This is a genomic window from Rhodococcus (subgen. Prescottella) equi, assembly GCF_003013675.1.
Classification (GTDB): domain Bacteria; phylum Actinomycetota; class Actinomycetes; order Mycobacteriales; family Mycobacteriaceae; genus Prescottella; species Prescottella equi.
This window is the reverse complement of record NZ_CP027793.1, coordinates 2,463,049-2,488,874: the sequence shown is the minus strand read 5'-3', so window position 1 is coordinate 2,488,874 and position 25,826 is coordinate 2,463,049. Positions and strand designations below refer to the sequence as shown.

Sequence of the window (25,826 nt, the reverse complement as noted above, 5' to 3'; positions counted from 1 at the left end):
GATACTTGTCGTGTTCCGGTCGCTCACGCGACCTCTTCCGTTCCCACCAGCAGCCGGAACAGCACCGCCATACGAACGTGGACGCCGTTCGTGACCTGCTGCAGCACAGCCGTTCTCGCCGAGTCGGCGACCGACGACGCGATCTCCATGCCGCGCAGCATCGGGCCGGGGTGCAGCACCACGGCGTGATCGGGCAGCAACCCAAGCCGCTTCTCGTTGAGCCCGTAGGTGATCGAGTACTCGCGCGGTGACGGGAAGAACCCGCCGTTCATCCGCTCCGCCTGCACCCGCAGCATCAGCACCGCGTCCAGTCCGGGGAGTTCGGCGTCGATCGAGTGCGAGACCCGCACGGGCCACGTCTCCACGCCCACCGGCAGCAGCGTCTGCGGCGCCACCAGGACCACCTCGGCACCCAGCATCGAGAGCAGCAACGCGTTCGAGCGGGCCACCCGGCTGTGCAGGATGTCGCCGACGATCGCGATACGACGACCCTCGATGCCGCCGAGTCGCTGCCGGAGAGTGAGCGCGTCGAGCAACGCCTGCGTGGGGTGCTCGTGGGTACCGTCACCGGCGTTGATGACGGCGGGGCCGCCGTCCTCGGCCGCACCGGTCCACGCCGCGATCTGGTGCGCCGCGCCCGACGCCGGATGCCGGACGATCAGCGCGTCGGCGCCCGCCGCACGCAGCGTCATCGCGGTGTCGCGCAGCGACTCTCCCTTCGACACCGACGAACTGGAGGCGCTGACGTTGATCACGTCGGCGCTCATCCACTTGCCGGCGACCTCGAACGAGACCCGTGTGCGGGTGGAGTTCTCGAAGAACACCGTCATCACGGTGCGGCCGCGCAGCGTCGGGAGCTTCTTGACCTCACGCCCGAGCAGGGCCTGCTCGAAACGCTCGGCCTCGTCGAGTAGCTCGGTCGCGGAATCCCGGTTCAGGTCCGCGATGGAGAGCAGGTGCTTCACTTCTCGTTCTCCTCTGCGTGCCCGCTCGACAACACGACACCGTCCCGTCCGTCGTGCTCGGCCAGGAGCACGGCGACATCTTCGGTGCGTGCGGTGGGCACGTTCTTGCCTACGTAATCGGCGCGCAGCGGCAGCTCACGGTGGCCGCGGTCGACGAGGACCGCCAGCTGGACCGCGCGCGGTCGGCCGAGGTCGCGCAGCGCGTCGAGCGCGGAGCGGACGGTGCGGCCGGAGAACAGGACGTCGTCGACGAGGACGACGAGCGCGTTGTCGATGCCGCCCTCCGGCACCGACGTGCGCTCGAGCGGACGGTGCGGCTTCGTCCGCAGGTCGTCGCGGTAGAGCGTGATGTCGAGTGAGCCGACCGGCGGTCGGACCCCCGCGAACTCCTCGATCTTGTCGGCGAGGCGAGCGGCGAGCGTCGTGCCGCGGGTGGGGATGCCGATCAGGACGACGCGCGGGGCCGAGCCGACGGCGGTGGCGCCGTCGACCGTCTCAGTGGCGTCGAGCGCGGTCTTCTCGATGATCTGGTGGGCGATACGGGCGACGGTCCTGCCGACATCTGCCGGGGACAACAGTTCGCGAGCGTTCGCAGGAATGCCGGACGAGGGCCCTTCGGGCGTAGGCATACAGCGACCTCCTTCTCCGCCTCTCTGGACGGATCGTTAAAGGATGTCTGACGCGGCACAGCTTATCAGCGGCCGCGCACGCGCCAGATTCCGGGTAGTGCGAATCCACGGACCCGGACGTCACTGCGTCCAGGGCCGCACGGACGCCGCTGCCGCCCACCCCCGTGACGGGAATGGGCGGCAGCGGCGACACGTCAGGACTCGTCGTCTTCGGCGTTCTCGACGGTGGAGCGCTGCGAGGTGGCGGCAGCGGCGGCCCGGACCTGCGGCGCGACCAGGACCACCTGGCCCAGCACCCCGTTCACGAAGCCCGGCGAATCGTCGGTGGAGAGTTCCTTGGCCAGTTCGACGGCCTCGTCGACGGCCACGACGGGCGGCACGTCGGTTGCATGGAACAACTCCCACACAGCGATACGGAGGATCGCCCGGTCGACCGCCGGCAGGCGGTCGAGGGTCCAGTCCTGCAAGTGGGACTCGATCACCTGGTCCAACCGGTCCAGGTTCTCGGCGACACCCTGGACGACCGTCACCGTGTACGGGGCTACGGGCGCCACCGAATCGTCGCGGCCGGCCAGATCGGACCGCTCGTCCGCGAGGTCGACCGGGTCGACGTCGCGTGCCTCGGCCTCGAACAGGAAGTCGACGGCCCGCTTGCGGGCCTTGTGACGTGCTCCGAGTTTCTTATGCGTGCCCGACACTCAGGAATTCACGCGCCCGAGGTAGTTGCCGTCACGGGAGTCGACCTTGAGCTTGTCGCCCGTGTTGATGAACAGCGGAACCTGGATCTCGGCACCGGTCTCGAGCGTGGCGGGCTTGGTGCCGCCCGTGGAGCGGTCGCCCTGCAGACCCGGATCGGTGTGCTTGACCTCGAGCTCGACCGTGACCGGGAGCTCGACGAACAGCGGAGCACCCTCGTGCGTGGCAACCTGGACCTGCATGTTCTCGAGCAGGAAGCGCGCGCCGTCGCCGACCGTGGCCTCGCCGATCGGGATCTGGTCGTAGGTGTCGCCGTCCATGAAGATGTAGTCGCTACCGTCGTGGTAGAGGTAGGTCATGTCGCGGCGGTCGACCGTCGCGGTCTCGACCTTGACACCCGCGTTGAAGGTCTTGTCGACGGTCTTGCCCGACAGGACGTTCTTCATCTTGGTGCGCACGAACGCAGGGCCCTTGCCCGGCTTGACGTGCTGGAACTCGATGATCTGCCAGAGCTGGCCCTCGATCTTCAGCACGAGCCCGTTCTTGAAATCACTGGTGTCTGCCACTTAGTTCGCGTCTCCTTCAGACGATTGCGAGATCCTTGCTGGTGAGAGTGAGGAGTTCCGGCCCCTGCTCGCGAACGACGAGCGTGTCCTCGATCCTGACGCCACCGCGCCCGGAGAAGTACACACCCGGCTCGACGGTCACCACCGCACCGCCAAGCAGTGTACCGGTGCCGAGCTTGCCGATCCCGGGCGCTTCGTGGATCTCGAGTCCGACGCCGTGCCCCAATCCGTGCAGGAACTTCTCGCCGTGGCCGGCGTCCTCGATCACCGACCGAGCCGCCGCGTCCACCGAACCGACCGCCGCCCCCGGCGTCAGCGCCGCCCGGCCCGCCGCCTGCGCCCGCGCGACCAGGTCGTAGACGTCGCGCTGCCAGTCGGCCGCGCGCTCGAGGACGTAGGTGCGGGTCATGTCCGAGTGGTAGCCGCCGATCTGGGCACCGAAGTCGAGTTTCACGAAGTCGCCGGACGAGAGCACCGCCCCGGTGGGCCGGTGGTGCGGTACGGCGGAGTTGGGGCCGGCGGCCACGATCGTCTCGAACGAGATGCCGTCGGCACCGTGCTCGAACATCAACCATTCGAGCTCGCGCGCGACCTCGCGCTCCGTCCGACCGGGACGCAGGCCCCCGCGCTCGACGAGCGTGGCGAGGGCGTCGTCGGCGGCGGCACACGCCCGGCGCAGCAGTTCGATCTCGCCCTCGTCCTTGACCTCCCGCAACTGCTCGACGATCCCGGGTGAGCGCACGAGATCGATCCCCGGCACCCGGTCACGCCACGCAGCGTGCTGGTCGACGGTGACCACGTGGCTCTCGAACCCGAGCCGGCCGGCGCCCCAGGCCGTGGCCAGTTCGAGGAGTTCCGGCGCGCACGCCCGGGTGATCTCGGCACGCAGATCGGGCACCTGCTCCCCCACCTGCACGAGGTACCTGCCGTCGGTGGCGATGACGGTGCGGTCCTCGGACCCGAGCACGTCGGAGACCGAAACGATCAGGGCCGCATTCGATCCCGTGAAGCCCGTCAGATACCGGATGTTGAGCAGATCGGTCACGAGCAGCGCATCGAGCTCGCGCTCCCGAAGAATCTCGCGGAGCCGCGACCTGCGCGCGGCGGTCGACGTGGTCACCTCATGAATCGACATGCACCGAAACTACCCCGCACCCCCGACGTGTCCGACGCCTCTTCGTGCCGTTTGTGTGGGTTACGACACAAGCGCGGAATCCTGCTGGTTACGCTGTGTCACATGAATGGGTGGGTCGTACGCGGTCTCGGTCTGGCTTTGGTACATGCGGTGGTGCGCACTTTCCTGGGCGCGGCGGTGACGCAGTGGCCCCAGCAGGGCAGCATCCTGCGGTGGTTCTCGTTGATCCTCGTGATCCTCGCCGCGTTCCTGTGGGGCGCTTTCGACGGCATCCGGGACCGGCGCGCCAACCCCGATCCCGACGACGCCGCCGACCTCACGATGATGTGGCTCAAGGCGGCTTTCGTGGCCGGCATCCTCGCTGGGGCGGTGTCGTGGCTGGTGGGTCTGATCTTCGACATCGCGGTGACCAACGGATCGCTGTTCTTCGAGGTGACCTCCGGCGCCGCGTTCACCGTCCTGCTGGTGTTCGTCCCGGCGTCCGTCGCCGTGGCTCTCGGCCGGTTCCTCGCCGGCCGCGAGTCGAAGTCGTCCGACGGGGCGGTCGCCTACGAGCACGACGCCGACCTCGAGGTCGAGGAGAACGCGGCCGAGAACTACGCCGACAGCGAATGGTCGTACGAGCACGGCAACGAGAGCGGGTACAACCCGGCGGCCGACGAGTCCGCCACCGAGGTGTTCAGCCCGGTCGATCCCGACGGCAGCCAGGGCGGGGGCGGAGCGCACCGCGCCGACAAGTAGCAGTCGACCAGCAGGCGGCGGGGAGTACAGGACGGCGAACGGGCCGGGGCGGAGTACCGCCCCGGCCCGTTCTCGTCGGACTCGGCAAATTCGCTGTCGGTCAGCCCCGCTCGGCGAGGAACCGCAGCGCCAGTGCGTAACCCGCGACGCCCAGGCCCACGATCGACCCGGTCGCGACCGCACTCAGGTAGGAGTGCTGCCGGAACTCCTCGCGTGCATGGACGTTGGAGATGTGCAGTTCGACCAGCCCGGCAGTGAGTTCCGCGCACGCGTCCCGCAGGACGACCGACGTGTGGGTCAGTCCGCCGGCGTTGAGGATCACCGGTTCACCGGCGTCGGCGGCGTCGTGGATCCAGCCGAGCAGTTCGGCCTCGCTGTCCGACTGCCGCACGACGACCTCGATGCCGAGTTCCTGTGCGGTGCGCTCACACAGCGCGACGAGGTCATCGTGCGTGGTGGAGCCGTAGACCTCCGGCTGACGTTTCCCGAGACGGCCGAGGTTCGGGCCGTTGACGACCTGCACCCTCACAGCAGCACCGACCCACCGCTGGGGCTCGCGTCCCGCGCGATCGCACCGTAGGCGCCGACGAGCAGCGCCGGGTCCGGGCCCTCGAGCCGACCGGGCTTGGCGAGCCCGTCGAGCACGACGAAACGCAGCAGCCCGGCGCGGTTCTTCTTGTCGGTCTGCATGCCCTTCAGCAGATCCGCGAACGCGTCCCCGTCGTACGTGGTGGGCAGGCCGACGAGTTCGAGGATGGACCGGTGCCGGTCGGCGGTGGCGTCGTCGAGGCGGCCGGCCAGCCGACCGAGTTCGGCGGCGTACACCAGGCCGACGGCCACTGCGGCGCCGTGACGCCAGCGGTACCGCTCGCGACGCTCGATCGCGTGTCCGAGGGTGTGCCCGTAGTTGAGGATCTCCCGCAGGCTCGACTCCTTGAGGTCCGCGGCGACCACCTTCGCCTTGACTTCGACGGAGCGGCGGATCAGCTCCGGGAGCACGGTTCCGGTCGGATCCAACGCGGCCTCGGGATCGGCCTCGATGAGATCGAGGATCACCGGATCGGCGATGAATCCGGTCTTGATGACCTCGGCCATGCCGGCGACTATCTCGTTGCGCGGCACCGTTTCCAGCGTCGCGAGGTCGATCAGGACCGCGGACGGCTCGTGGAACGCACCGACCAGGTTCTTGCCGGCCTCGGTGTTGATCCCGGTCTTGCCGCCGACGGCGGCGTCGACCATCGCGAGCAGGGTCGTCGGGACGTGCACGATCCGCACGCCGCGCATCCACGTCGCGGCCACGAAACCGGCGAGGTCGGTGGCGGCGCCGCCGCCGAGACTGACGATCGCGTCGCTGCGGGTCAGGCCGATCCGGCCGAGCACCTCCCAGCAGAAGCCCGCGACCGCGAGATCCTTGCCGTCCTCGGCGTCCGGAATCTCGATGCGGTGCGCATCGATCCCCTTCTCCGCCAACGCCCCTCGTACCGCTTCCGCGGTCTCGGCGAGCGGCGGCTGATGGAAGATCGCCACCGTGCGGGTGCCTTCGAGCTCCTCGACGAGGTCACCGAGCAGACCCCGCCCGATGATCACCGGGTAGGGATCGGCCGTTGCCACCTCGACGCGTACCGGTTCGGTCACTTCTCTACTGCTCCGCTTCTGTCTCGTCGTGTGCCGGGGTGCCCGGTGCGGGCCCGTCGGTCAACTTCGTCACCAACTGCTGGACCACCCGGCTCGGGCTCCGACTGTCGGTGCGCATCCGGATGGTCGCCACCTGCCGGTACAGCGGCCGACGGCGGCGCATCAGCGCGTGGTACTTCGCCTTCGGGTCGCCCCCGTTGAGCAGCGGCCGACCGGTGGTCGCACCGGTCCGCTTGAGGCCCTCCGCGACACTGATCTCCAGGTACACCACGGTATGCCCGGCAAGCCGGGTACGGGTGCGTTCGGACAGGATCGCGCCACCACCGAGGGACAGGATCCCGTCGTGCTTCTCGAGCGCCTCCCCGACCACCTGCTCCTCGATCTCCCGGAAGTGCGGCTCCCCGTCGGTCGCGAAGATCTCCGGGATGGTGCGGCCCGTCCGGCGTTCGATCTCGACGTCCGTGTCGAGCAGTTCCAGGTCGAGCGCCTGCGCGAGCCGTCGACCGATGGTCGACTTGCCCGCACCGGGCGGCCCGATCAGCACCGCACGTGGTGTCATCCGATCACCGCGGGTGACGTGCCGCGATGCCGTCGACGTAGCGCTGGAAGTTCGAGCGGGTCTCGGCGATCGAGTCGCCACCGAACTTGTCGAGCGCGGCCTGGGCCACGACCAACGCGACCATCGCCTCGGCCACGACGCCTGCCGCCGGGACCGCGCACACGTCGGAGCGCTGGTGGATCGCGACCGCTTCCTCACCGGTGGCCATGTCGATCGTGGACAACGCGCGCGGGACGGTGGAGATCGGCTTCATCGCGGCGCGGACCCGCAGGGCCTCGCCGTTGGTCATCCCGCCCTCGAGACCGCCGGCGCGGTTGGTGGAACGCAGGATGCCGTCGGGCCCCGGACGCATCTCGTCGTGTGCCGCGCTACCGCGACGGCGTGCGGTCTCGAAGCCGTCGCCGACCTCGACGCCCTTGATCGCCTGGATGCCCATCAGGGCGGCGGCCAGCTTCGAGTCGAGACGATCGGCGCCGCTGATGAACGAGCCGAGGCCGACCGGGAGACCGTGGACGATGACCTCGACGACGCCGCCGAGGGTGTCGCCGTCCTTCTTCGCTGCCTCGATCTCGGCGATCATGGAGTCTTCCGCGGCCTTGTCGAACGCGCGCACCGGGCTGGCGTCGATCGCCTCGAGGTCGCCGGCCTCCGGGCCGACGCCGACGTAGGGCTCGGACGCGCCGATCGAGATGACGTGCGAGAGCACCTCGACGCCGAAGAGCTGGCGGAGGAACTGGCGGGCGACGGTACCGGCGGCGACACGGGCCGCGGTCTCACGGGCGCTGGCGCGCTCGAGCACCGGGCGGGCATCGTCGAAGCCGTACTTGAGCATGCCCGAGTAGTCGGCGTGCCCGGGACGCGGACGGGTGAGCGGCGCGTTGCGCGCCTGGCCGGCGAGTTCGGCCTCGTCCACCGGGTCGGCGGACATGATGGTCTCCCACTTGGGCCACTCGGTGTTACCGACCTCGACCGCGATCGGTCCGCCGAGCGTGCGGCCGTGCCGTACACCGCCGATGATCGTGACCTTGTCGGCCTCGAACTTCATGCGGGCACCGCGGCCGTAGCCGAGACGACGGCGCGCGAGCTGCGCCGAGATGTCGTCGGACGTCACCTCGACGCCGGCGACCATCCCCTCGAGCATGGCTACGAGGGCGGGACCATGGGACTCTCCAGCAGTTATCCAGCGCAACACGTCCAGCATCTTTCCACGTCCGTAGGGTCACCTTCGACAGCGGGCCGTCGGTCGCACTCGCCACACCCGCCACAGGCGGGCTGTGCCGCGGTTACCGCGCCATCGGCGAATTCAGGAATCGAGTGCGGCAGCCATCGCCGCACGCGGCGCCGGCATGCCGGTGAACTGCTCCACCTGGCCGTATGCCTGGTTGAGGAGCATCGCGAGACCGCCGACGACGGTGCCGCCGGCCCGCTCGACGGCCTGCGCCAGCGGCGTCGGCCACGGGTCGTAGATCGCGTCGAGCACGAACGGTGCCCGGCCGATCGCCTCGGCCCAGGGCGCAGCCCCCACGGCCGGCACCGTACTGACGAGGGCGGCGGAGTGCGCACAGACGTCGCCGAGGCGGGCGTCGTCGAACGTCAGGTGCCGCACGTGGAGACCGACGGCCTCCCCGCAGTCCAGGGTCTCGCGCGCGCGGGCGGCATCGCGGGCCACGACGGTCACCGAGCCGACGCCCAGATCCGCGAGGGCCACCAGCGCGGGCCGGGCGGTGCCACCGGCACCGATCACGACGGCCGGCGCGCCCGAGAGGTCGCCGATCCCGCCCTCGACGAGTGCGCCGCGGACCCCGTCGACGTCGGTGCAGTCCGCCCGCCAGCCGTCGTCGATGCGCACCAGCGTGTTCGCCGACCCGATCGCGACGGCGCGGTCGGTGCGTTCGGTCGCGAACTCGAGCGCCGCCACCTTCCCGGGCATCGTCACCGACAGGCCGACCCACTCGGGCCCGAGACCCGACACCAGACCCGGCAACTGTTCGCCGGTGCACTCGATCCGCTCGTACGTCCAGTCGGTCAACCCGAGCGCACGATAGGCAGCGAGGTGCAGGTCCGGGGACTTCGAATGCGCGATCGGGCTACCGAGAACGGCAGCCTTCCTGCCTTCACGGGCCGACACGTCGATCACCTTCCACTGTCGAGAATGCCGCTCTTCTGGGCCAGTTCGATGTTCGCGAGGTGCTCTTCGTAGCTACGAGTGAAGAGCGTCGTGCCCTTCTTGTCGATCGTCACGAAGTACAGGAAGTCACCGGGCGCCGGATTCTCCACCGCGCGAAGCGCATTGATGCTCGGGGACGCAATCGGCGTCGCGGGCAGGCCCGGCATGGCGTACGTGTTCCACGGCGTGACCCGGGCACGATCGGCGTCGGTGGTCGCGACCTCGGTCGTGTCGAGTGCGTAGTTGACCGTCGAGTCGAACTGCAACGGTTGGGCGACCGCAAGCCGGTTCACCACCACCCGCGCGACCTTGTCGAAGTCCGAGGGCAACGCCTCGCGTTCGACGAGCGACGCGACGATGAGCATCTGGTACGGCGCGAGCCCGACGTTGCCACCCGCGCTCTCGAGTCCCGTCGCCTCGTAGCTCTCCGCGCTCGAACTCACCAGCTGCCGGAGAATCTCGGCGGGGGTCTGCGTGGGATCGAAATCCCAGCTGCCCGCGGCGATCAGGCCCTCGAGCTGACGATCCCGGTCCGGGACGTTCGCCACCGCTGCCCGCGCCCAGTCCGGCACGCCCAGCGCCGCGAGGTCCGGGCCCGCGCCCGCCTCGTTGAGCTGGTCGTACGTGAGGCACTTCTGCGCGTCCGCCGGGCCGACACAGCTGGCCTCGGCGATGAGGGTGTAGATGCCCTTCTTCACCGCGCCGGTCTGCACGTCGCGAGTGTCGTGGAGTTGACGCCCCTCCGAGATCACCAGCGCGCCGACGCGGGCGTCCGGCGACACGAGCGCCGACACCGCGTCCGAACCGGAGATCCGGGTGGAAATCGAGTAGTAGCCGGGCTGCACCGCACTCATCGCATCGTTGCGCAGCGCCGCCCGATAGAACGCGGCCTCGCTCTTGACGACGTCCTTCGCGGCCATCTCGTCCGCGATCTGGTTCGCCGTGTCGCCGGGATGCACCTGCACGACCACCTCGGGACCGCCCGGGCCCGCGTAGTCCGCGACATCGCGTCCGGAGACCTTGTCGTACACCGCGACCGCGGCCGCGCCCATGCCGCCGAGGAGCACCGCGCCGGCCAGCACGCCGATGATGCGGCCACGCCGCTTGCGGCGCGCGGCGGCCTGGAGTCGACGGGCCTCGCCGCGGCTGATCGGGTGGGTGCCGACCGCGGTCGGCAGGGCGCGGCGCCCGTCGTCGTACTCGTACCTGTCGTACTGGGGCTCGTATCCGTAGTCCGAGCCGTAGTCCGATGTGTGGTCCGAGGTGTAGCCCTGGTCGACGTCCGAGGCCCGGCCCCGGTCGTACGCCGGTTCGTACGGCCGGCTGTACTCGTAGCCGTAGTCGCCGTCGTGACCACCCGCGTACCGCGAGTCCGACTCGTACTCGGGACGCCCCGACGGCGGCCGTTGATCACTCACAGGGCGTCTCCCGTGGGTCGATCGCCTTCTTCCGGATCCGACACGTTCACCGCTCTGCTCCGCTCGTCCAACCATCCCTGCAAGATCGCCACCGCCGCGGCCTGATCGATCATCGGCCGCTGACCCTTGGCCTTCACCCCGCTCTCGCGCAGTGCGCGCGACGCCGTCACCGTCGTCAGACGTTCATCGGCCATCCGCACCGGGACAGGCTCGACGGCACGCCGGAGTCGCCGCGCGAACGCGGACGCCAGGTCTGCAGCCTTGCCGCGTTCACCTCGCAGGGTCTGCGGCAGACCGACGATAACCTCGACGGCCTCGTACTCCTCGACAATCGCGACAATCCGCCGGATGTCCGGCGCGTCGGGGCCCTTCTCCTTCGAGCGCGGAACGGTCTCCACCGGCGTCGCGAGGATGCAGTCGGGGTCGCACGAGGCCACCCCGATCCGCACACTCCCGACGTCGACTGCGATCCGACGCCCGCGCCCGGGGTCGTCCGCCCCAGGCCGGTCGGGACCCGACTGGGCGGAACGGTCGGGACCCGACGAGACCGGGGGCACCGCTAGGAGTTTCCTGCCAGCTCGGCGACCCGGCCCCGCACGCCCTCGAGCGCCGCCGGGATTCCGGAGACGTCGGAGCCGGAGCCCTGCGCCATGTCCGCCTTGCCGCCGCCGCGGCCACCGATCTGCGGGCCGAAGCTCGACACCAGCTCACCGGCCTTGATGCCGAGATCCTGGGCCGCCTTGGTGGTGGCGACGACGAACGGCACCTTGCCGTCGGCGTTGCCGAGCAGCACCACCACAGCGGGCTGCGTGCCGAACCGGCCCCGGATGTCGCTGACCAGACCACGCAGGTCGTTTCCGGCGACACCGTCGGGTGCCTGCTCGGCGACGAGAAGCACCTCGCCGAAGCGGTGCGCCTTGTCGACGAACGTGCCCGCCGACGCCAGCACCGCGGCCGCCTTGGTGGCCTCGAGTTCCTTCTCGGCCGCCTTCAGCCGCTCGACGAGTGCCTCGACACGACCCGGGACCTCCTCCGACGGCACCTTGAGCGACGACGCGACCCCGGCGAGGAGCGCGCGCTCCTTGGCCAGGTAGCGGTACGAGTCGAGACCGACGAACGCTTCGACGCGTCGCACGCCGGAGCCGACGGAGGACTCACCGAGCAGCGTGACCGGACCGATCTGCGCCGACGTCTGCACGTGCGTGCCGCCGCACAGCTCCATCGAGAACGGTCCGCCGATCTCCACGACGCGCACCTCGTCGCCGTAGTTCTCGCCGAAGAGCGCCATCGCGCCCATCTGCTTCGCCTTGTCCAGATCGGTGACGAAGGTGTTGACCGCGTGGTTGGCGGCGACGGCCTCGTTGGTGACGACCTCGATCTCCTGCTTCTGCGACTCCGACAGCTGGCCCTGCCAGTTGAAGTCGAAACGCAGATAGCCCGGCTTGTTGAGCGAACCGGCCTGAACGGCATTGGGGCCGAGCACCTGTCGCAGCGCGGCATGCACCATGTGGGTGCCGGAGTGGCCCTGCGTCGCGCCCTTGCGCCACTCCGGGTCGACCTGCACGAGGACGACGTCGCCCTCGGTGATCTGTCCCTCGGTCACCGAGACCTTGTGGACCCATACCTTCTTGGCGATCTTCTGCACGTCGTTGACCTTGACCCGCAGACCGTTCGCGGTGATCGTGCCGATGTCGGCGATCTGGCCGCCCGACTCCGCGTACAGCGGGCTGCGGTCGAGGATGACCTCGACGTCCTGGCCGGCGGTCGCCGTGGGGACGCGCACACCGTTCGAGATGAGCGCCAGCACGTGCGCCTCGGACACCAGCTCGTTGAAGCCGGTGAACTCCGTGGCGCCGCGGTCGACGAACTCCTTGTAGACCGTGAGATCGGTGTGCGCGTGCTTGCGTGCCTGCGCATCCTCCTTGGCTCGCTTCCGCTGTTCGGCCATCAGCGAGCGGAAGCCGTCCTCGTCGACGCTCAGGCCGGCCTCGGCCGCCATCTCGAGCGTCAGGTCGATCGGGAAACCGTAGGTGTCGTGGAGCACGAACGCCTCGTTGCCGCCGAAGACCTTCCTGCCCGCGGCCTTCACCTCGTCGGCCTCGGCCTCGAACATCTTCGAGCCGGCCGCGATGGTGCGCAGGAACGCGGTCTCCTCACCCACGGCGACACCGACGATGCGGTCGAAGTCGGTGGCGAGTTCCGGGTACGACTGGGACATCGTGTCGCGCACGACGGTCACGAATTCGCGCATGCTGGGCTTCTCGGCGCCGAGCAGCTTCGCCGACCGGATGATGCGCCGCAGCAGGCGGCGGAGCACGTAGCCACGGCCCTCGTTGCCCGGGTTGACGCCGTCGGCGATCAGCATCACAGCGGTACGCGCGTGGTCGGCGATGACGCGGAAGCGGACGTCGGCCTCGGGGTCGGTGCCGTACGTGCGGCCCGACAGCTCCTCGGCCTTGGTGATCACGGGACGGACCAGGTCGGTCTCGTAGACGTTGTCGACGCCCTGCAGCAGGAACGCGACACGCTCGACACCCATACCGGTGTCGATGTTCTGCTTGGGCAGCGGGCCGAGGATCTCGAAGTCGTCCTTCCCGGTGCCCTCCCCTCGCTCGTTCTGCATGAACACGAGGTTCCAGATCTCGAGGTAGCGGTCCTCGTCGGCCTCGGGGCCACCCTCGGCACCGTACTCGGGACCGCGGTCGTAGTAGATCTCCGAGCAGGGGCCGCACGGGCCGGGCACGCCCATCGACCAGTAGTTGTCGGCCATGCCACGGCGCTGGATGCGCTCGTCGGGGATGCCGGCCTCTTCCTTCCAGATGTCGCGGGCCTCGTCGTCGTCGAGGTAGACGGTGACCCACAGCCGCTCGGGATCGAAGCCGTAGCCGCCGTCCTCGACGCTGTTCGTCAACAGCGCCCACGCATGCTTGATCGCGCCGCGCTTGAAGTAGTCGCCGAAGCTGAAGTTGCCGGCCATCTGGAAGAACGTGTTGTGGCGGGTGGTGACGCCGACGTTCTCGATGTCACCGGTGCGCACACACTTCTGCACGCTGGTCGCGGTGTCGTAGGGCGGAGTCTGCTGGCCGAGGAAGAACGGCTTGAACTGCACCATGCCGGCGTTGACGAACAGCAGGTTCGGATCGTCGAAGATCAGCGAGGCGCTGGGCACCTCGGTGTGGCCCGCCTTGACGAAATGGTCGAGGAAGCGCCTACGGATCTCGTGGGTCTGCACCTGGGTTCGTCCTAACGTATGTCCGTCGAAATGTCACAGTGTTCGGCAAGCAGATATCGGCACCGAGGCGCGAATCAGCCATGGGCAAGCTTAACGCCCCGGCGCTCGCCATTTATTCGGCGGCGACCGAGGTGGTCGACCGAACCGCGGATCAGCGTCCGCGCACGATCCTCCGGAGCTTCCCGACCCGCGCCGAGATCTCCCTCTCGGCGCCGTGAGTGGTCGGTTCGTAGTAGTCGACACCCACCAGCTCGTCCGGCGGGTACTGCTGTGGAAGGACACCGTCGGCGTGGTCGTGCGGGTACTTGTAACCGACCGCGTTCCCGAGCTGGGCGGCGCCGGCGTAGTGACCGTCCCGCAGGTGCGGCGGCACGAGACCTGCCTTACCGGCCGCGACGTCCGCCATCGCCGCGCCCAGCGCCGCGATCACCGCTCCGGACTTGGGCGCGGTCGCGAGATGGATGGTGGCCTGCGCCAGGGCGAGCCGCGCCTCCGGCATCCCGATGAGCTGCACCGCCTGCGCCGCGGCGGTCGCGGTCTGCAGCGCCGTCGGGTCGGCCATGCCGATGTCCTCGCTGGCATGCACGACGAGCCGGCGGGCGATGAATCGCGGATCCTCCCCTGCCGTGATCATCCGGGCCAGGTAGTGCAGCGCGGCGTCGACGTCGGAGCCACGGATGGATTTGATGAACGCGCTGATGACGTCGTAGTGCTGGTCGCCGTCGCGGTCGTAGCGGACGGCAGCCTTGTCGACGCTCGATTCGACGGTCTCGAGGTCGAGCAGCGCCGGGCGCTCGTCGGTCCGATCCAGCGCCGTGCCGGCCGCCGCTTCCAGGGCGGTCAACGCCCGGCGCGCGTCACCGGCGGCCAACCGGACCAGGTGCTCGAGCGCGTCGTCGGCGATCTCGACGGAGCCGCCGAGCCCCCGCTCGTCGGCGCGGGCCCGTTCGATGACCAGCCGGATGTCGTCGGACGTGAGGGACTGCAGCTGCAGCACCAACGACCTCGACAGCAGCGGCGAGACCACCGAGAACGACGGGTTCTCCGTGGTGGCCGCGACGAGCAACACGATGCGGTTCTCGACCGCGGCGAGCAACGCATCCTGCTGGGTCTTGGAGAAGCGATGGACCTCGTCGATGAACAGGACCGTCTGCTCACCCTGGAGCAGGCGTCGGCGGGCCAGTTCGATGACGCCCCGCACTTCTTTCACACCCGCCGACAGCGCCGACAACGCCTCGAACTTGCGTCCGGTGGCACCGGAGATGAGCGACGCCAGCGTGGTCTTCCCGGTGCCGGGCGGGCCGTAGAGCAGCACCGACGAGGCGCCGGAGCCTTCGACGAGACGGCGCAGCGGGGCCCCCGGTGCGAGCAGATGCTGCTGGCCGACTACCTCGGACAGCGCCGCGGGCCGCATCCGAACGGCCAGCGGGGCCCCCGGATGAGACGTCGGCGCCGAGCGCGGAACCGACGTGAGGGGCTCGGGTTCCGGCTCGGCGGCGGGGGCCTCGAACAGGCCCGTATCGCTGCCCGGGTCCGTGTCGCCGAAGAAATCAGTCACGCCCCGACGCTACTAGCCGACACCGACGCACCGAGCCGGCTGCACTCAGGAGTGAGCGCGCGCACGGAGGGTCTCGTCGGACGTCGGCGCACGCAGCAACCCCACCCAGGCGTCGATGCACGCCGAGAGCTCGCCGCGATCGGGGGACCCGCTCGAGCGGGCGATTCGCGCCAGCGTCCGCAGCGCGCTCTCGTAGACCATCATGATCCGCTGCAGGCGGACCTCGTCCCGAAGATCATCGAGGGCCTCGCGTAGAGCCTGGTCCACGGCGAGGCCACTCGCGGTCACGGTGGGATCCGCGGAGCCGAACACGCTTCCCAGGATCTCGGCGTCCAGCAGTCGGTCGAGCAGGCCGACGTAGTGATTTCCCTCGCGCACGCTGTCGGCGAGCGGTTGCACGAGGCACCACAGGGCGTCGCGAACGGTCAGCCGACCGTCGGCGGTCCTCCGCTCGCCGATCATCCGCTCGCGGTGCGCGTTGACGGCCGGCAGGCGGTGCTCGAGGACCGCTTCGAGCAGTTTCTCCTTCGACCCGAAGTAGTAGCCGATCACCGATGCATTGTGTTGACCTGCGGCACTGCGGATCTCGGCGAGCGTGACGGCGTCGTAGCCGCGCTGGGCGAACAACCGTTCGGCTGTCTCCACCAGGAGGACGCGCGTTTCCTGGCCGGCGCTGTAGCGGCCGCGTCTGGCAGTCATGGCTGCTCACCCTAATCGCGTCGGATCTCGGGTCGACGTGCCGACGCCGAAGCGCGTCCTGCGCTCACGAATATCGCGCGGCCGCCGATCTGTAAACCCCTGGACGCACACGGAGCGAATCCATTCCAGAAATTAATACTCGGCAACTACTTTGACGATCATCCCAGTCCCCCAAACAGATTCGAGGACGACCGATGACGACACTCGAAGCCGCCACGGTGACCGTCACACCGTTGGCCGGAGCGATCGGCGCCGAGGTGCGCGGTCTCCACGTGGCCGCCCTGTCCGGCGCCGACGTCGAGCTCGTCCGGACGGCCCTGCACGACCACGGGGTGCTGTTCTTCCCCGAGCAGGGCGTCGACCCCGCCACCCACCGGGCTTTCGCGCAGCACTTCGGCGACATCGTGTATCCGCACGAGCACCTCGCTCACCTCGGCGACGAGGGCTACCGCGAGATCAGTGTGATCAGCACCGACAACGGCAGCGCCTACCAGGCCAACCGTTGGCACTGCGACGTCGCGTGGAGAGCCGAGCCGTCACGTTTCAGCATCCTGCACATGCAGGTGCTCCCGGAGGTCGGCGGCGACACGCTGTGGTCCAACCAGTACGCGGCGCTCGACGCACTCTCGCCCCCGATCCGCGAAGCGCTGTACGGACTCACTGCGACGCATCGGATCGCGCCACTGCCGAACGTCCCCGAGGCGAGGCACCCGCTGGTGATCCGGCATCCGGAGACAGGACGCGAGGCGCTGTTCGTCAACGACCTCTTCACTTCCGCGATCGACGGGGTCACCGAGGACGAGAGCCGGGCGCTGCTCGGACTGCTGAAGACGGTGTCGATCAGGCCCGAGTTCACCGTCCGCCGCCGCTGGAGCGTAGGGGACATCGCTGTCTGGGACAACCACTTCGTCCAGCACAACGCCATCTACGACTACGGCGACGAGCCGCGTCGGATCCATCGCATCGAGGTCGCGCCCGAGGCACCCGTCCCCGCGCGCTGACACAGCACAGGCCGTACCCGTCACCCACAGCAGAGGAGCAATCGTGACCACCGTCGAGACCCGCCCGTCCACCGCGCACGACATCTACGCCGCCGGCGGCATCACCGTCACCCGACTCGGCGAGAACATCGGCGCCCTGATCGAGGGCGTGCACGTCTCCGGGGACATCCCCGCCGAGACCGCGTACGCGATCCGCTACGCCCTCGCCGCGAACAAGGTCGTCGTCTTCCGCGGCCAGCACCACGTCACCGACGACATCCAGTACCGGTTCGCCGGGACCCTCGGCTCGCAGACCACCACCCATCCGACGCTGACGTCCGAGGACAACCGGACGCTCGTCATCGAGGGCGCCGCCAACAGCTGGCACACCGACGTCAGCTTCGTCGACCGGATCCCGAAGGCATCGATCCTGCGAGCGGTCGACATCCCGCCCTACGGTGGCGCCACCACGTGGGCCTCGACCACCGCGGCTTACGAGCAGCTTCCCGCCCCCCTGAAGGCCCTCGTGGACAGCCTGTGGGCGGTGCACTCGAACGAGTACGACTACGCAGGCGTACACGCCGACCGCAAGGGCATCGCGGTCAACCGTCACGAGACGATGCAGAACTTCACGCGCCTGAAGTTCGAGATCGAGCACCCGGTCGTGCGCGTGCATCCCGAAACCGGCGAGCGGTCGCTGCTCCTCGGTCATTTCGTCAAGAACTTCGTGGGACTCAAGACCAACGAGTCGGCTGCACTGTTCCAGCTCCTGCAGGAGCGCGTCGTTCGGCTCGAGAACACGTTGCGCTGGGCCTGGGCGCCGGGCGATCTGGTGATCTGGGACAACCGCGCGACCCAGCACTACGGCATCGCGGACTTCGGCACCCACAAGCGCAGCGTGCACCGGGTGACCCTGGCCGGCGACGTCCCGGTATCGGTCGACGGGGATGCCAGCCGCATCCTCACCGGCGACGCGTCGCATTTCTCGGTCGTCGACACCCCCGACCGTTTCCCCGGCTTCGACGCCTGACCCACCTGGACCGGGGAAGGAACCGAGCGCAATTCACCTTCGGCGCCTTCGCGACGGAGGAGAATTGCGGCACCGCGGCGCACTTCTCGAATCCGATTCGCCACCGGTCGTCACCCGCGGCGGCTCGACGTCAGCGGCAGCAGCTTCAGCACCTACCGGGCGAATTCCCGGACCTCTCGGACCGGCGCGCGACGGTTCGTTCAGAACAGAGGAGAGCCCCGATGGATCGCACTCAGCTACCGATTCACCTCACCCCGGAGACCGTCGACGCCGCGCACGACGTCCGCGATCAGCAGGTGCCCTTCCCCGGGCCCCCGAGAGTGACCGCACCCGAGGGTGCACCCAACGTGCTGGTGATTCTGCTCGACGACATGGGCTTCGGTGCCTCGTCGGCCTTCGGCGGGCCGTGCTCGATGCCGGTGGCCGAGCAGTTGGCGGCCGACGGGCTGAGGTTCAACCGCTTCCACACCACGGCGATCTGCTCACCGACGCGGGCGGCGCTGCTCAGGGGGCGAAACCACCACAGCGTGGGAATGGGAGTCGTCACCGATTTCTCCTCCAGCGCACCGGGCTACACGGGTGTCCGACCGCTGGACGCCGCTCCGCTGGCGCGGACCCTGCGGGAGAACGGCTACGCGACCGGCGTGTTCGGCAAGTGGCACCAAATCCCGCAGGACGAGATCACTCCCGTCGGCCCGTTCACGCACTGGCCGACTCGGGAGGGCTTCGACACCTTCTACGGGATCATCGGCGGGGCCGACGATCAATTCCACCCGAACCTGTACTCCGGCACCGCGCAGGTGGAGCCGCCGTCGACGCCGGAGCAGGGTTATCACCTCTCCGAGGACCTCGTCGACAAGACCAGGGACTGGATCCGATCGGTGCGCGACGTGGACAAGGACCGTCCCTGGTTCGCCTACCTGCCTTTCGGCGCCACCCACTCCCCCTTCCAGGTTCCGGATTCGTGGCGGGACCGGTACCGCGGGAAGTTCGGCCACGGCTGGGACGCGCAACGTGAGCAGACCCTCGAGCGGCAGAAGGAGCTGGGCGTCGTCCCGCCCGGCACGCTCCTGTCGCCCTGGCCCGACGGCGCCCCGCACTGGGACGAGCTCGACGACGACGGTCGCGTCGTCGCGGAACGGCTCATGGAGATGTACGCGGCGTTCGCCGAGCACACCGACGAGCAGGTCGGTCGGCTGGTCGAGTCTCTCCGCGCCGCCGGGGAGCTCGAGAACACGGTGGTCTTCTACATCCTGGGCGACAACGGCGCGTCCTGCGAGGGACGCCTGACAGGCACGTTCAACGAGTCGCGGACCTACAACGGACTGCCGGAAACCGCCGCCGAGATTCGGGATCGCCTCGACGAGATCGGGGGTCCGACCAGCTACGTGAACTACCCCGTCGGTTGGGCCCTGGCGATGGACACCCCCTTCCAGTGGACGAAGCAGGTCGCGTCGCACTTCGGTGGAACGCGCAACGGGCTCGTCGTGCACTGGCCGAAGGGGATCTCCGATCGAGGTGGCGTCCGCACACAATGGCACCACGTCATCGACGTGGCACCGACCATCCTGGAGGCCGCCGGGATCCCGCATCCCGACCGGGTCGACGGGATCGCCCAGCGCCCCATCGAGGGCACCTCGATGCTGTACGCCCTGCGCGACGGCGCCGCGCCGGACCGGCACCTCACCCAGTACTTCGAGATCTTCGGCAACCGCGGAATCTTCCACGACGGCTGGACCGCGGTCACCAAGCACCGTTCTCCGTGGGACCTGTCGCGAACCGACCCCATCCCGTTCGACCAGGACACGTGGGAGCTGTACGACATCACCCGTGACTTCTCCCAAGCCACCGATCTGGCCTCCGAGTACCCGGAACGGCTGGCCGCGCTGCAAGAGCTGTTCCTGGAGCAGGCACGGCTACACCAGGTGCTGCCGCTCGACGACCGAGGCATCGAACGAATGGACGCGGCCGTCGCAGGGCGCCGCGTCCCCGACCTGGGCGGGCGGGTCACCGTGCCGGCCGGCACACGGCGACTACCGACCGCCGCATTCCCCAGCACATCGAACACGTCGTTTCGGCTGAGCGTGCCCGTAGTGGCCGACAGTGCCGAGTCCGACGGCGTTCTGGTGAGCCTGGGCAACTCCTTCAACGGGCTGTCCTTCTACGTCCGGGAAGGGGTGGTGACGTTCGCCCACAACCTGTGCAGCCTGGTCACCACGCACGTACGCGCCACCGAGTCGCTCACGGCCGGCGAACACCTGCTCGAGTACCTGTTCGCCTATGACGGCGGAGGCATCGGGCGGGGCGGGACCGGTCGCATCCTCGTCGACGGTCGGATCGTCGGGGAGGGTCGCGTCGAACGCACGGCCCTGTTCGGGTCCGGTCGGCTGACGGTGGGTGCGAACCCGGGCACGCCGGTCACCTCCGACTACGCCCGCGGCGACGAGTACCGGTACACCGGTCGGATCGGCGAGGTCACTCTCGAGACCGAAGCAGCCGGCAGCCGCCCCACCGACGCTCAGCGGCTCGCGGCGGAGCTCGTCACGCACTGACCGCGCGACGGTCCTGTGAGCGGCCCTGTAAAGGATTCGACGCACGTGGATCCGATACCTCCGTAATTTAATTCCTCCCAATTACTTTGATCCTCGGAGCTTTTCAGCCCAGGCGCGCCGACATCCCGATCGACGCCCCCACCTCGCCCCTGCGAGTTCACCTCCACACGGCCCCGAAAGGACCCCCTGTGTTCAGCCGTCCCGCGCTCCCCCGGAGTCGCTCCCTACTGGGAGCCCTCGTCCTGTCCGTCGTCGGCGTCCTCGGCGCCGCGGGGTGCAACTCCGCGGTCGACCAGGCCGGCGCCGACACCCGTACCGAGGTCACGGAGGGCGGTATCCTTCGAATCGGTGACGGTGGTGATCTGACCCCCGCGTCGCTGTACTCGGGCGCCCCCGCGCAGGCCACCATCACCGGACTGGTCTACGACACCCTCATCCGCTACCCCGCCGACAGCCTCGATCCGCAGCCGAAACTGGCGACGTCCTGGACGGTCTCCGAGGACAAGCTGTCCGTGCACCTGGAGTTGCGCGACGACGTCACCTTCCACAACGGCAAGCCGTTCACCTCGGCGGACGTCGAGTCCAGCATCCGGACGTACGCCGATCCGGCCCGGTCCGGGCAGCTCGCCCGCACAGCCGCCCTGGTCACGGGCTTCGACACCAGCGATCCGCACGCGATCACGCTCACGCTTGCCAGGCCCGCCGGCAACTTCCTCGACCTCTTCGACGTCATGCCGATCATCGACGTCGACACACTGCCCGACCTCGATACCGGCAAGGGGTACAACGGGACCGGTGCGTTCCGGTTCGCCGCCTGGAAGCCGGGGGCGTCGATCACTTTCGACGCCAACGAACAGTACTGGGACGGCGCGCCGCACCTCGACGGGGTGGAGTACGTCATCGTCCCCGACGCCCAGACGCGGGTGTCGCAGCTGCGCTCCGGCCAACTCGACCTGCTGCTCAACGTCGCGCCCCGCGACGCCGACCAACTGGGCGCCGATCCCGGTTTCCGGGTGGTCGACCAGACCGGTGTGCAGCGCACCGCCTACATCGGCGCCAATGTGCAGGCGCCGGGACTCGGCGACATCCGGCTTCGCCAGGCGATCGCCCACGCGGTGGATCGAGACCGGATCGTCGCCGACGTCTACCAGGGGCACGGGGATCTCGCCAACCTGCCGTGGCCGCAGTATTCGCCCGCATTCGACGCGGACCTGAACGGCACGTACGACCACGACACCGAGAAGGCCAAGGCACTGGTCGGCGAGGTCGGCAGCGTGCCGGTCATCCCCGTCGCCTACACGGCGGGATCCACCGAATCCGAGGCGGTCGCGCAGATCGTGCAGGCCGACCTCGCCGCGGTCGGGATCGAGACCACCCTCCAGCCCCAGGATCAGGCCACCACCCTCAAGAACCTGATCGCGGGCACCTACGGCGGCCTGTGGATCACCGAACACACCTTCGCGCAGTACACACCGGCAACCCTGCCCACCAGCGCCTACGTCTACAACGCGAACAAGAACACGTCGAACTTCATCGACCCCGGATACCAGGCCGCCGTCGAAAGGGTCTGGGGGATCACCGATCCGAGCAGTACTGACGCCGAGGACGCATACCGCGCACTGAACACCGAGCTGCTCGACAACGCCTTCGTGATCGGCCTGTTCAACCACGAGAACGAGCTGGCCGCGTCCGCCGCCCTCCAGGGCGTGGGCTGGACCAAGAAGGGCGAGCTCGACCTGAGCGACGCCTACCTGGGTGGGTGACCGACGATGCTGCGCTACAGCCTCCGTCGGATCCCGTCCGCGTTGATCGTGCTCGCCATCGGTTCGGTCGTGATCTTCACCCTGCTGCGGCTGGTACCGGGCGACCCGGCCCAGATCCTCGCCGGCCCCGACTCCTCTCCCGAAGCACTCGAGTCGATCCGTGACGACCTCGGTCTGACCGGCTCCCAAGTCGGCCAGTACTTCTCATGGCTCGGTGGTGTCGCTTCCTTCGATCTCGGGCATTCGCTGATTCTCGGTGGCGACATCGGCTCCCTGCTGCTCGACGCGCTCGGCAACACCGTCGTCCTCGCGGCGGCGGCGCTGCTGCTCGCCGTCGTCATCGCCTTCACCATGAGCACGGTCTCGGTGATCGTCGACCGGCGCTGGCTCAACAGCGTCGTCACCGGGTTCGGCACCGTGGCCGTCGCGATCCCCAACTTCGTCACCGGCACGATCCTGGTGGTGCTGTTCGGTGTGGTGTGGGCGGTGTTGCCCGCGGGAGGTGTGCCGAGGAGCGGCTTTCTCGACGACCCCGGAATCTCCGTGCAGTACCTGATCCTCCCCGCCGTGTGCCTGGCTCTGCCGATCGCAGCAGCGCTCACCCGGTTCCTCACCGAATCGCTGCGCAGCCAACTCGCCGAACCGTACGTCACCACGGCCCGCGCGCTCGGGATCTCACGCCGGCGCATCGTGCTGACCCAGGCCCTGCCCAATGCGCTGCCGTCGACGGTCACGGTACTGGGCATGCAGGTCGGGCATCTGCTCGGCGGAACCGTTCTCGTCGAGGCGATCTTCGCTTGGCCCGGACTCGGGCACCTGATCGAGCGGGCCATCTCGAGCCGTGACTACCCGGTGGTGCAGGTGATGCTGCTGTTCTCCGTCGGGTTGTTCGTCGCCGTCCAATTGATCACCGATCTCGTCAACGCCTGGCTCGATCCGCGCATCCGGCTGGGTGGTCACGCATGAGCGCAATTGTGGACGCCGCACCGGACGAGACCGCCGTCACCACCGATCGGCGCAGTCGCTGGGCCGCGTTGCGCACGGGTCGCGGGTCGGCCGGTGTGGTCCTGGTGACCATCGTTGCGCTCGCCGGCCTCGCTGCGCCCTGGCTCGCACCGTACGCACCCGACGAACAGACCGCCGGCGCGGCGCTGCTCGGACCGAGCGGTGAGCATCTCCTCGGCACCGACTCCGTCGGGCGCGACATCCTGTCCCGGACCCTCTACGGCATCCGGATCGATCTCGTAGTGATCTTCCTGGCGGTGCCGGCCGGAGCGGTGATCGGTTCGCTGCTCGGCCTCGCCGCGACCCGGGACGGCCGGATCGACACCGTTGTCCAACGCGCGTTCGACTTGATCCTCGCGTTCCCGACCATCGTCCTCGCGATCGCGCTCACGATGGTCATCGGTCCCGGCGTCTGGACGATCGCGACGGTGATCGTGCTTGCGGAGATCCCGGTGTTCGGTCGGCTGACCCGGACGTCGGTGCTCACGGTACGGCAGGCGCCCTACGTCGAAGCCGCGAGAACGCTCGGAGCCGAGGAGGGATGGATCCTGCGCCGACACGTCCTGCCCAACTGCCTCGAACCACTGACAGTGCAACTCGCGCTGGCGATGTCGGTGGGGGTGTTCATCGAGGGAGCCATGAGCTTCCTCGGCCTAGGTATCACTCCGCCGGCCCCGTCGCTCGGTTCCCTCATCAAGGAGGGGACGCAGAATGCGTACCACTCACCGTTCTTCGTCGTCGGCCCCCTCGCGGTCGTCGTCGTCCTGGTACTAGGACTGCTCCTGATCTCGCAAGCCCTCGCCGCCCGGTCACGGCTGCGGTGAACCACCATTCCAAGGACTCTCGTGACCACTCGACTACTCGACATCCGCGACCTGACGATCGCCTTCGGGGCGGCACGACCCGCCGTCGATTCCGCCTCCCTCGACGTCGACCGCGGCGAGATCGTGGCCCTGGTCGGCGAATCCGGCTCCGGCAAGTCCATGACCGCCCGCGCGATCCTCGGTCTCCTGCCCGACGGCGCGACTCCCCGAGGGTCGATCGTCCTCGACGGCGCTGAAATGATCGGTGTCCCCGACGCCGACTTCGCCCGCGTGCGCGGCAACACGGTGTCGCTGATCTTCCAGGAGCCGCAGAGCGCGCTGAACCCCGTACGCCGCGTCGGCTGGCAGCTACGGGAGGCGATCCGCGCACACCGGAAGACATCGAGGGCAGGCGCCCGAGCGGCGGCAGTGGACCTGCTCCGGCAGGTGGAGATCCCCGACCCCGAGCGACGCGTGGACTACTACCCGCACCAACTATCCGGGGGGCAGAAGCAACGGGTCGCGATCGCGCTCGCCCTGGCGGGCGAACCCGATCTGCTCGTCGCCGACGAGCCCACCACAGCCCTCGACGTCACGGTCCAGGCCGAGATCCTGGCGCTGCTCGACCGCCTGCGCGCCCGAACCGGCATGGGCATCCTGCTCATCACTCACAACATGGGTGTCGTGGCGCAGCACGCCGACCGTGTCGTCGTCATGCGCGCCGGCCGGGTCGTCGAAACGGGCAGTGTGCACGCGGTGTTCGACGCCCCGACACACCCGTACACCCGATCCCTGCTGGCGGCGGTTCCGCGACTACCCGAGGAGGCGGCCGTGACGCCGCCTCCGACGTCCGGTGCCGATGTCGTGCTCGAGTTCGACGCGGCCACGGTCACGTACCCGGCACGGCACGGAAGTCCCGCCTTCCGTGCCGTCGACCAGGTGAGCCTCACGGTCCGCCGCGGCGAAGTTCTCGGGCTCGTGGGGGAATCAGGTTCCGGCAAGACCACCCTCGGGCGGGCCGCGGTGGGACTCGTACCGCTCACCGGGGGCCGGGTGCTGGTCGAAGGGCTCGATCTCGGCGAGATCACCGCCCGGCATCTCCGCGAACTGCGGCGCGACGTGGCGTTCGTCCAGCAGGATCCCGCGACCTCCCTCGATCCCCGGCTGACGATCGGCGCAAGTGTTCGCGAGCCGCTCGACGTGCACGGCGTCGGCTCCGCGGCCGACCGCCGCCGTCGCGTGCTCGAACTCCTCGACGCCGTCCGGTTGCCCGCCGCCTTCGCCGACCGCCTCCCGCACCAACTCTCGGGTGGACAGCGCCAGCGGATCGCGCTGGCCCGCGCTCTCGCGCTTCGGCCGAAGCTGCTCATCGCGGACGAACCGACGAGCGCTCTCGACGTGTCCGTGCAGGCCGAGGTGCTCGAATTGTTCACCGCGATCCAGCAGGACCTGGGGTTCGCATGCCTGTTCGTCAGCCACGACTTGGCGGTGGTCCACCAGGTCGCCGATCGGGTCGCGGTCCTGCGGTCCGGGTCGGTGATCGAGGCGGGACCGGTGGATACCGTGTTCACGACACCCCACGACCCCTACACCCGGGCACTGATCGACGCGGTGCCGTTGCCCGATCCGTCGCGTCGAGACGTCCGCTCCGCCGACCGGCAACCAGCCGCGGTGTGACGCCGAACGCGCGGAC

23 protein-coding genes are annotated in these 25,826 nt (G+C 69.1%); 8 read left to right on the top strand and 15 right to left on the bottom strand.

Going from position 1 to position 25,826, the window contains the following annotated elements; all coding sequences use genetic code 11:
- Nucleotides 1–23: 23 nt before the first annotated feature.
- From C7H75_RS11760 to C7H75_RS11740, 5 genes are all read right to left on the bottom strand, one after another.
- A complete protein-coding gene (locus C7H75_RS11760) occupies nucleotides 24–965 on the bottom strand; it encodes an aspartate carbamoyltransferase catalytic subunit (RefSeq protein WP_013415915.1) in 942 nt (313 codons plus the stop codon).
- Nucleotides 962–1,594, bottom strand: coding sequence for a bifunctional pyr operon transcriptional regulator/uracil phosphoribosyltransferase PyrR (pyrR, locus tag C7H75_RS11755; RefSeq protein ID WP_013415914.1), 633 nt, complete (start codon nucleotides 1,592–1,594; stop codon nucleotides 962–964). The genes C7H75_RS11760 and pyrR overlap by 4 nt, the downstream gene beginning before the upstream one ends.
- Before the next feature lie 194 nt (nucleotides 1,595–1,788).
- Complete coding sequence (gene nusB / locus C7H75_RS11750; protein ID WP_005513451.1) at nucleotides 1,789–2,292, bottom strand: transcription antitermination factor NusB; 504 nt, start codon at nucleotides 2,290–2,292, stop codon at nucleotides 1,789–1,791.
- The gene (efp, locus tag C7H75_RS11745) at nucleotides 2,293–2,856 is read right to left on the bottom strand and encodes an elongation factor P (protein ID WP_005513453.1); all 564 of its coding nucleotides are present in this window, start codon (nucleotides 2,854–2,856) and stop codon (nucleotides 2,293–2,295) included. It lies immediately after the preceding gene.
- Nucleotides 2,857–2,872: 16 nt separating this feature from the next.
- A complete protein-coding gene (locus C7H75_RS11740) occupies nucleotides 2,873–3,991 on the bottom strand; it encodes a M24 family metallopeptidase (protein ID WP_013415913.1) in 1,119 nt (372 codons plus the stop codon).
- A gap of 102 nt (nucleotides 3,992–4,093) precedes the next feature.
- Here C7H75_RS11740 and C7H75_RS11735 point away from each other — a divergent pair, with 102 nt between their 5' ends.
- A complete protein-coding gene (locus tag C7H75_RS11735; protein ID WP_041674205.1) occupies nucleotides 4,094–4,732 on the top strand; it encodes a B-4DMT family transporter in 639 nt (212 codons plus the stop codon).
- A gap of 100 nt (nucleotides 4,733–4,832) precedes the next feature.
- Here the strand turns inward: C7H75_RS11735 and aroQ are convergent, their stop codons facing one another.
- From aroQ to C7H75_RS11685, 10 genes are all read right to left on the bottom strand, one after another.
- On the bottom strand, nucleotides 4,833–5,261 hold the full coding sequence (gene aroQ / locus C7H75_RS11730; RefSeq protein ID WP_005513456.1) for a type II 3-dehydroquinate dehydratase: 429 nt from the start codon (nucleotides 5,259–5,261) through the stop codon (nucleotides 4,833–4,835).
- Nucleotides 5,258–6,367 (bottom strand): 3-dehydroquinate synthase, encoded by a 1,110-nt coding sequence (aroB, locus tag C7H75_RS11725; protein ID WP_005513457.1) that lies wholly within the window; start codon nucleotides 6,365–6,367, stop codon nucleotides 5,258–5,260. Before aroB ends, aroQ begins: the two co-directional genes overlap by 4 nt.
- 4 nt (nucleotides 6,368–6,371) lie before the next feature.
- Nucleotides 6,372–6,926 (bottom strand): shikimate kinase, encoded by a 555-nt coding sequence (locus C7H75_RS11720; RefSeq protein ID WP_005513458.1) that lies wholly within the window; start codon nucleotides 6,924–6,926, stop codon nucleotides 6,372–6,374.
- Between the two features lie 4 nt (nucleotides 6,927–6,930).
- Nucleotides 6,931–8,118 carry a chorismate synthase gene (aroC, locus tag C7H75_RS11715; protein ID WP_041674679.1) on the bottom strand — a complete coding sequence of 396 codons (1,188 nt, stop codon included), beginning with the start codon at nucleotides 8,116–8,118 and terminating at the stop codon, nucleotides 6,931–6,933.
- Between the two features lie 111 nt (nucleotides 8,119–8,229).
- Nucleotides 8,230–9,054, bottom strand: a complete 825-nt coding sequence (locus C7H75_RS11710) for a shikimate dehydrogenase (RefSeq protein ID WP_080559320.1) — start codon at nucleotides 9,052–9,054, stop codon at nucleotides 8,230–8,232.
- Nucleotides 9,055–9,059: 5 nt separating this feature from the next.
- Nucleotides 9,060–10,511 carry an endolytic transglycosylase MltG gene (gene mltG, locus C7H75_RS11705; RefSeq protein ID WP_106851375.1) on the bottom strand — a complete coding sequence of 484 codons (1,452 nt, stop codon included), beginning with the start codon at nucleotides 10,509–10,511 and terminating at the stop codon, nucleotides 9,060–9,062.
- The gene (gene ruvX / locus C7H75_RS11700) at nucleotides 10,508–11,068 is read right to left on the bottom strand and encodes a Holliday junction resolvase RuvX (protein WP_022595710.1); all 561 of its coding nucleotides are present in this window, start codon (nucleotides 11,066–11,068) and stop codon (nucleotides 10,508–10,510) included. The genes mltG and ruvX overlap by 4 nt, the downstream gene beginning before the upstream one ends.
- A gap of 2 nt (nucleotides 11,069–11,070) precedes the next feature.
- Entirely contained in the window at nucleotides 11,071–13,743 is a 2,673-nt protein-coding gene (gene alaS / locus C7H75_RS11695) for an alanine--tRNA ligase (RefSeq protein ID WP_005513463.1), read from the bottom strand.
- A gap of 151 nt (nucleotides 13,744–13,894) precedes the next feature.
- Nucleotides 13,895–15,301 (bottom strand): replication-associated recombination protein A, encoded by a 1,407-nt coding sequence (locus C7H75_RS11690; protein WP_013415906.1) that lies wholly within the window; start codon nucleotides 15,299–15,301, stop codon nucleotides 13,895–13,897.
- 45 nt (nucleotides 15,302–15,346) lie between these two features.
- Nucleotides 15,347–16,000 (bottom strand): TetR/AcrR family transcriptional regulator, encoded by a 654-nt coding sequence (locus C7H75_RS11685; protein WP_005513465.1) that lies wholly within the window; start codon nucleotides 15,998–16,000, stop codon nucleotides 15,347–15,349.
- Between the two features lie 194 nt (nucleotides 16,001–16,194).
- Here C7H75_RS11685 and C7H75_RS11680 point away from each other — a divergent pair, with 194 nt between their 5' ends.
- The 7 genes from C7H75_RS11680 (at nucleotide 16,195) to C7H75_RS11650 (ending at nucleotide 25,810) form a co-directional block, all read left to right on the top strand.
- A complete protein-coding gene (locus C7H75_RS11680) occupies nucleotides 16,195–17,001 on the top strand; it encodes a TauD/TfdA dioxygenase family protein (RefSeq protein ID WP_005513467.1) in 807 nt (268 codons plus the stop codon).
- 43 nt (nucleotides 17,002–17,044) lie between these two features.
- A complete protein-coding gene (locus C7H75_RS11675; RefSeq protein ID WP_022595705.1) occupies nucleotides 17,045–18,010 on the top strand; it encodes a TauD/TfdA dioxygenase family protein in 966 nt (321 codons plus the stop codon).
- 221 nt (nucleotides 18,011–18,231) lie between these two features.
- Entirely contained in the window at nucleotides 18,232–20,562 is a 2,331-nt protein-coding gene (locus C7H75_RS11670) for an arylsulfatase (protein WP_106851374.1), read from the top strand.
- 188 nt (nucleotides 20,563–20,750) lie between these two features.
- Nucleotides 20,751–22,325 carry an ABC transporter substrate-binding protein gene (locus C7H75_RS11665; RefSeq protein ID WP_013415902.1) on the top strand — a complete coding sequence of 525 codons (1,575 nt, stop codon included), beginning with the start codon at nucleotides 20,751–20,753 and terminating at the stop codon, nucleotides 22,323–22,325.
- A gap of 6 nt (nucleotides 22,326–22,331) precedes the next feature.
- Entirely contained in the window at nucleotides 22,332–23,291 is a 960-nt protein-coding gene (locus C7H75_RS11660; protein WP_005513471.1) for an ABC transporter permease, read from the top strand.
- Nucleotides 23,288–24,154 carry an ABC transporter permease gene (locus tag C7H75_RS11655; protein ID WP_005513473.1) on the top strand — a complete coding sequence of 289 codons (867 nt, stop codon included), beginning with the start codon at nucleotides 23,288–23,290 and terminating at the stop codon, nucleotides 24,152–24,154. The genes C7H75_RS11660 and C7H75_RS11655 overlap by 4 nt, the downstream gene beginning before the upstream one ends.
- A 21-nt stretch (nucleotides 24,155–24,175) precedes the next feature.
- On the top strand, nucleotides 24,176–25,810 hold the full coding sequence (locus tag C7H75_RS11650; protein WP_106851373.1) for an ABC transporter ATP-binding protein: 1,635 nt from the start codon (nucleotides 24,176–24,178) through the stop codon (nucleotides 25,808–25,810).
- The last annotated feature ends 16 nt before the right edge of the window (nucleotides 25,811–25,826 follow it).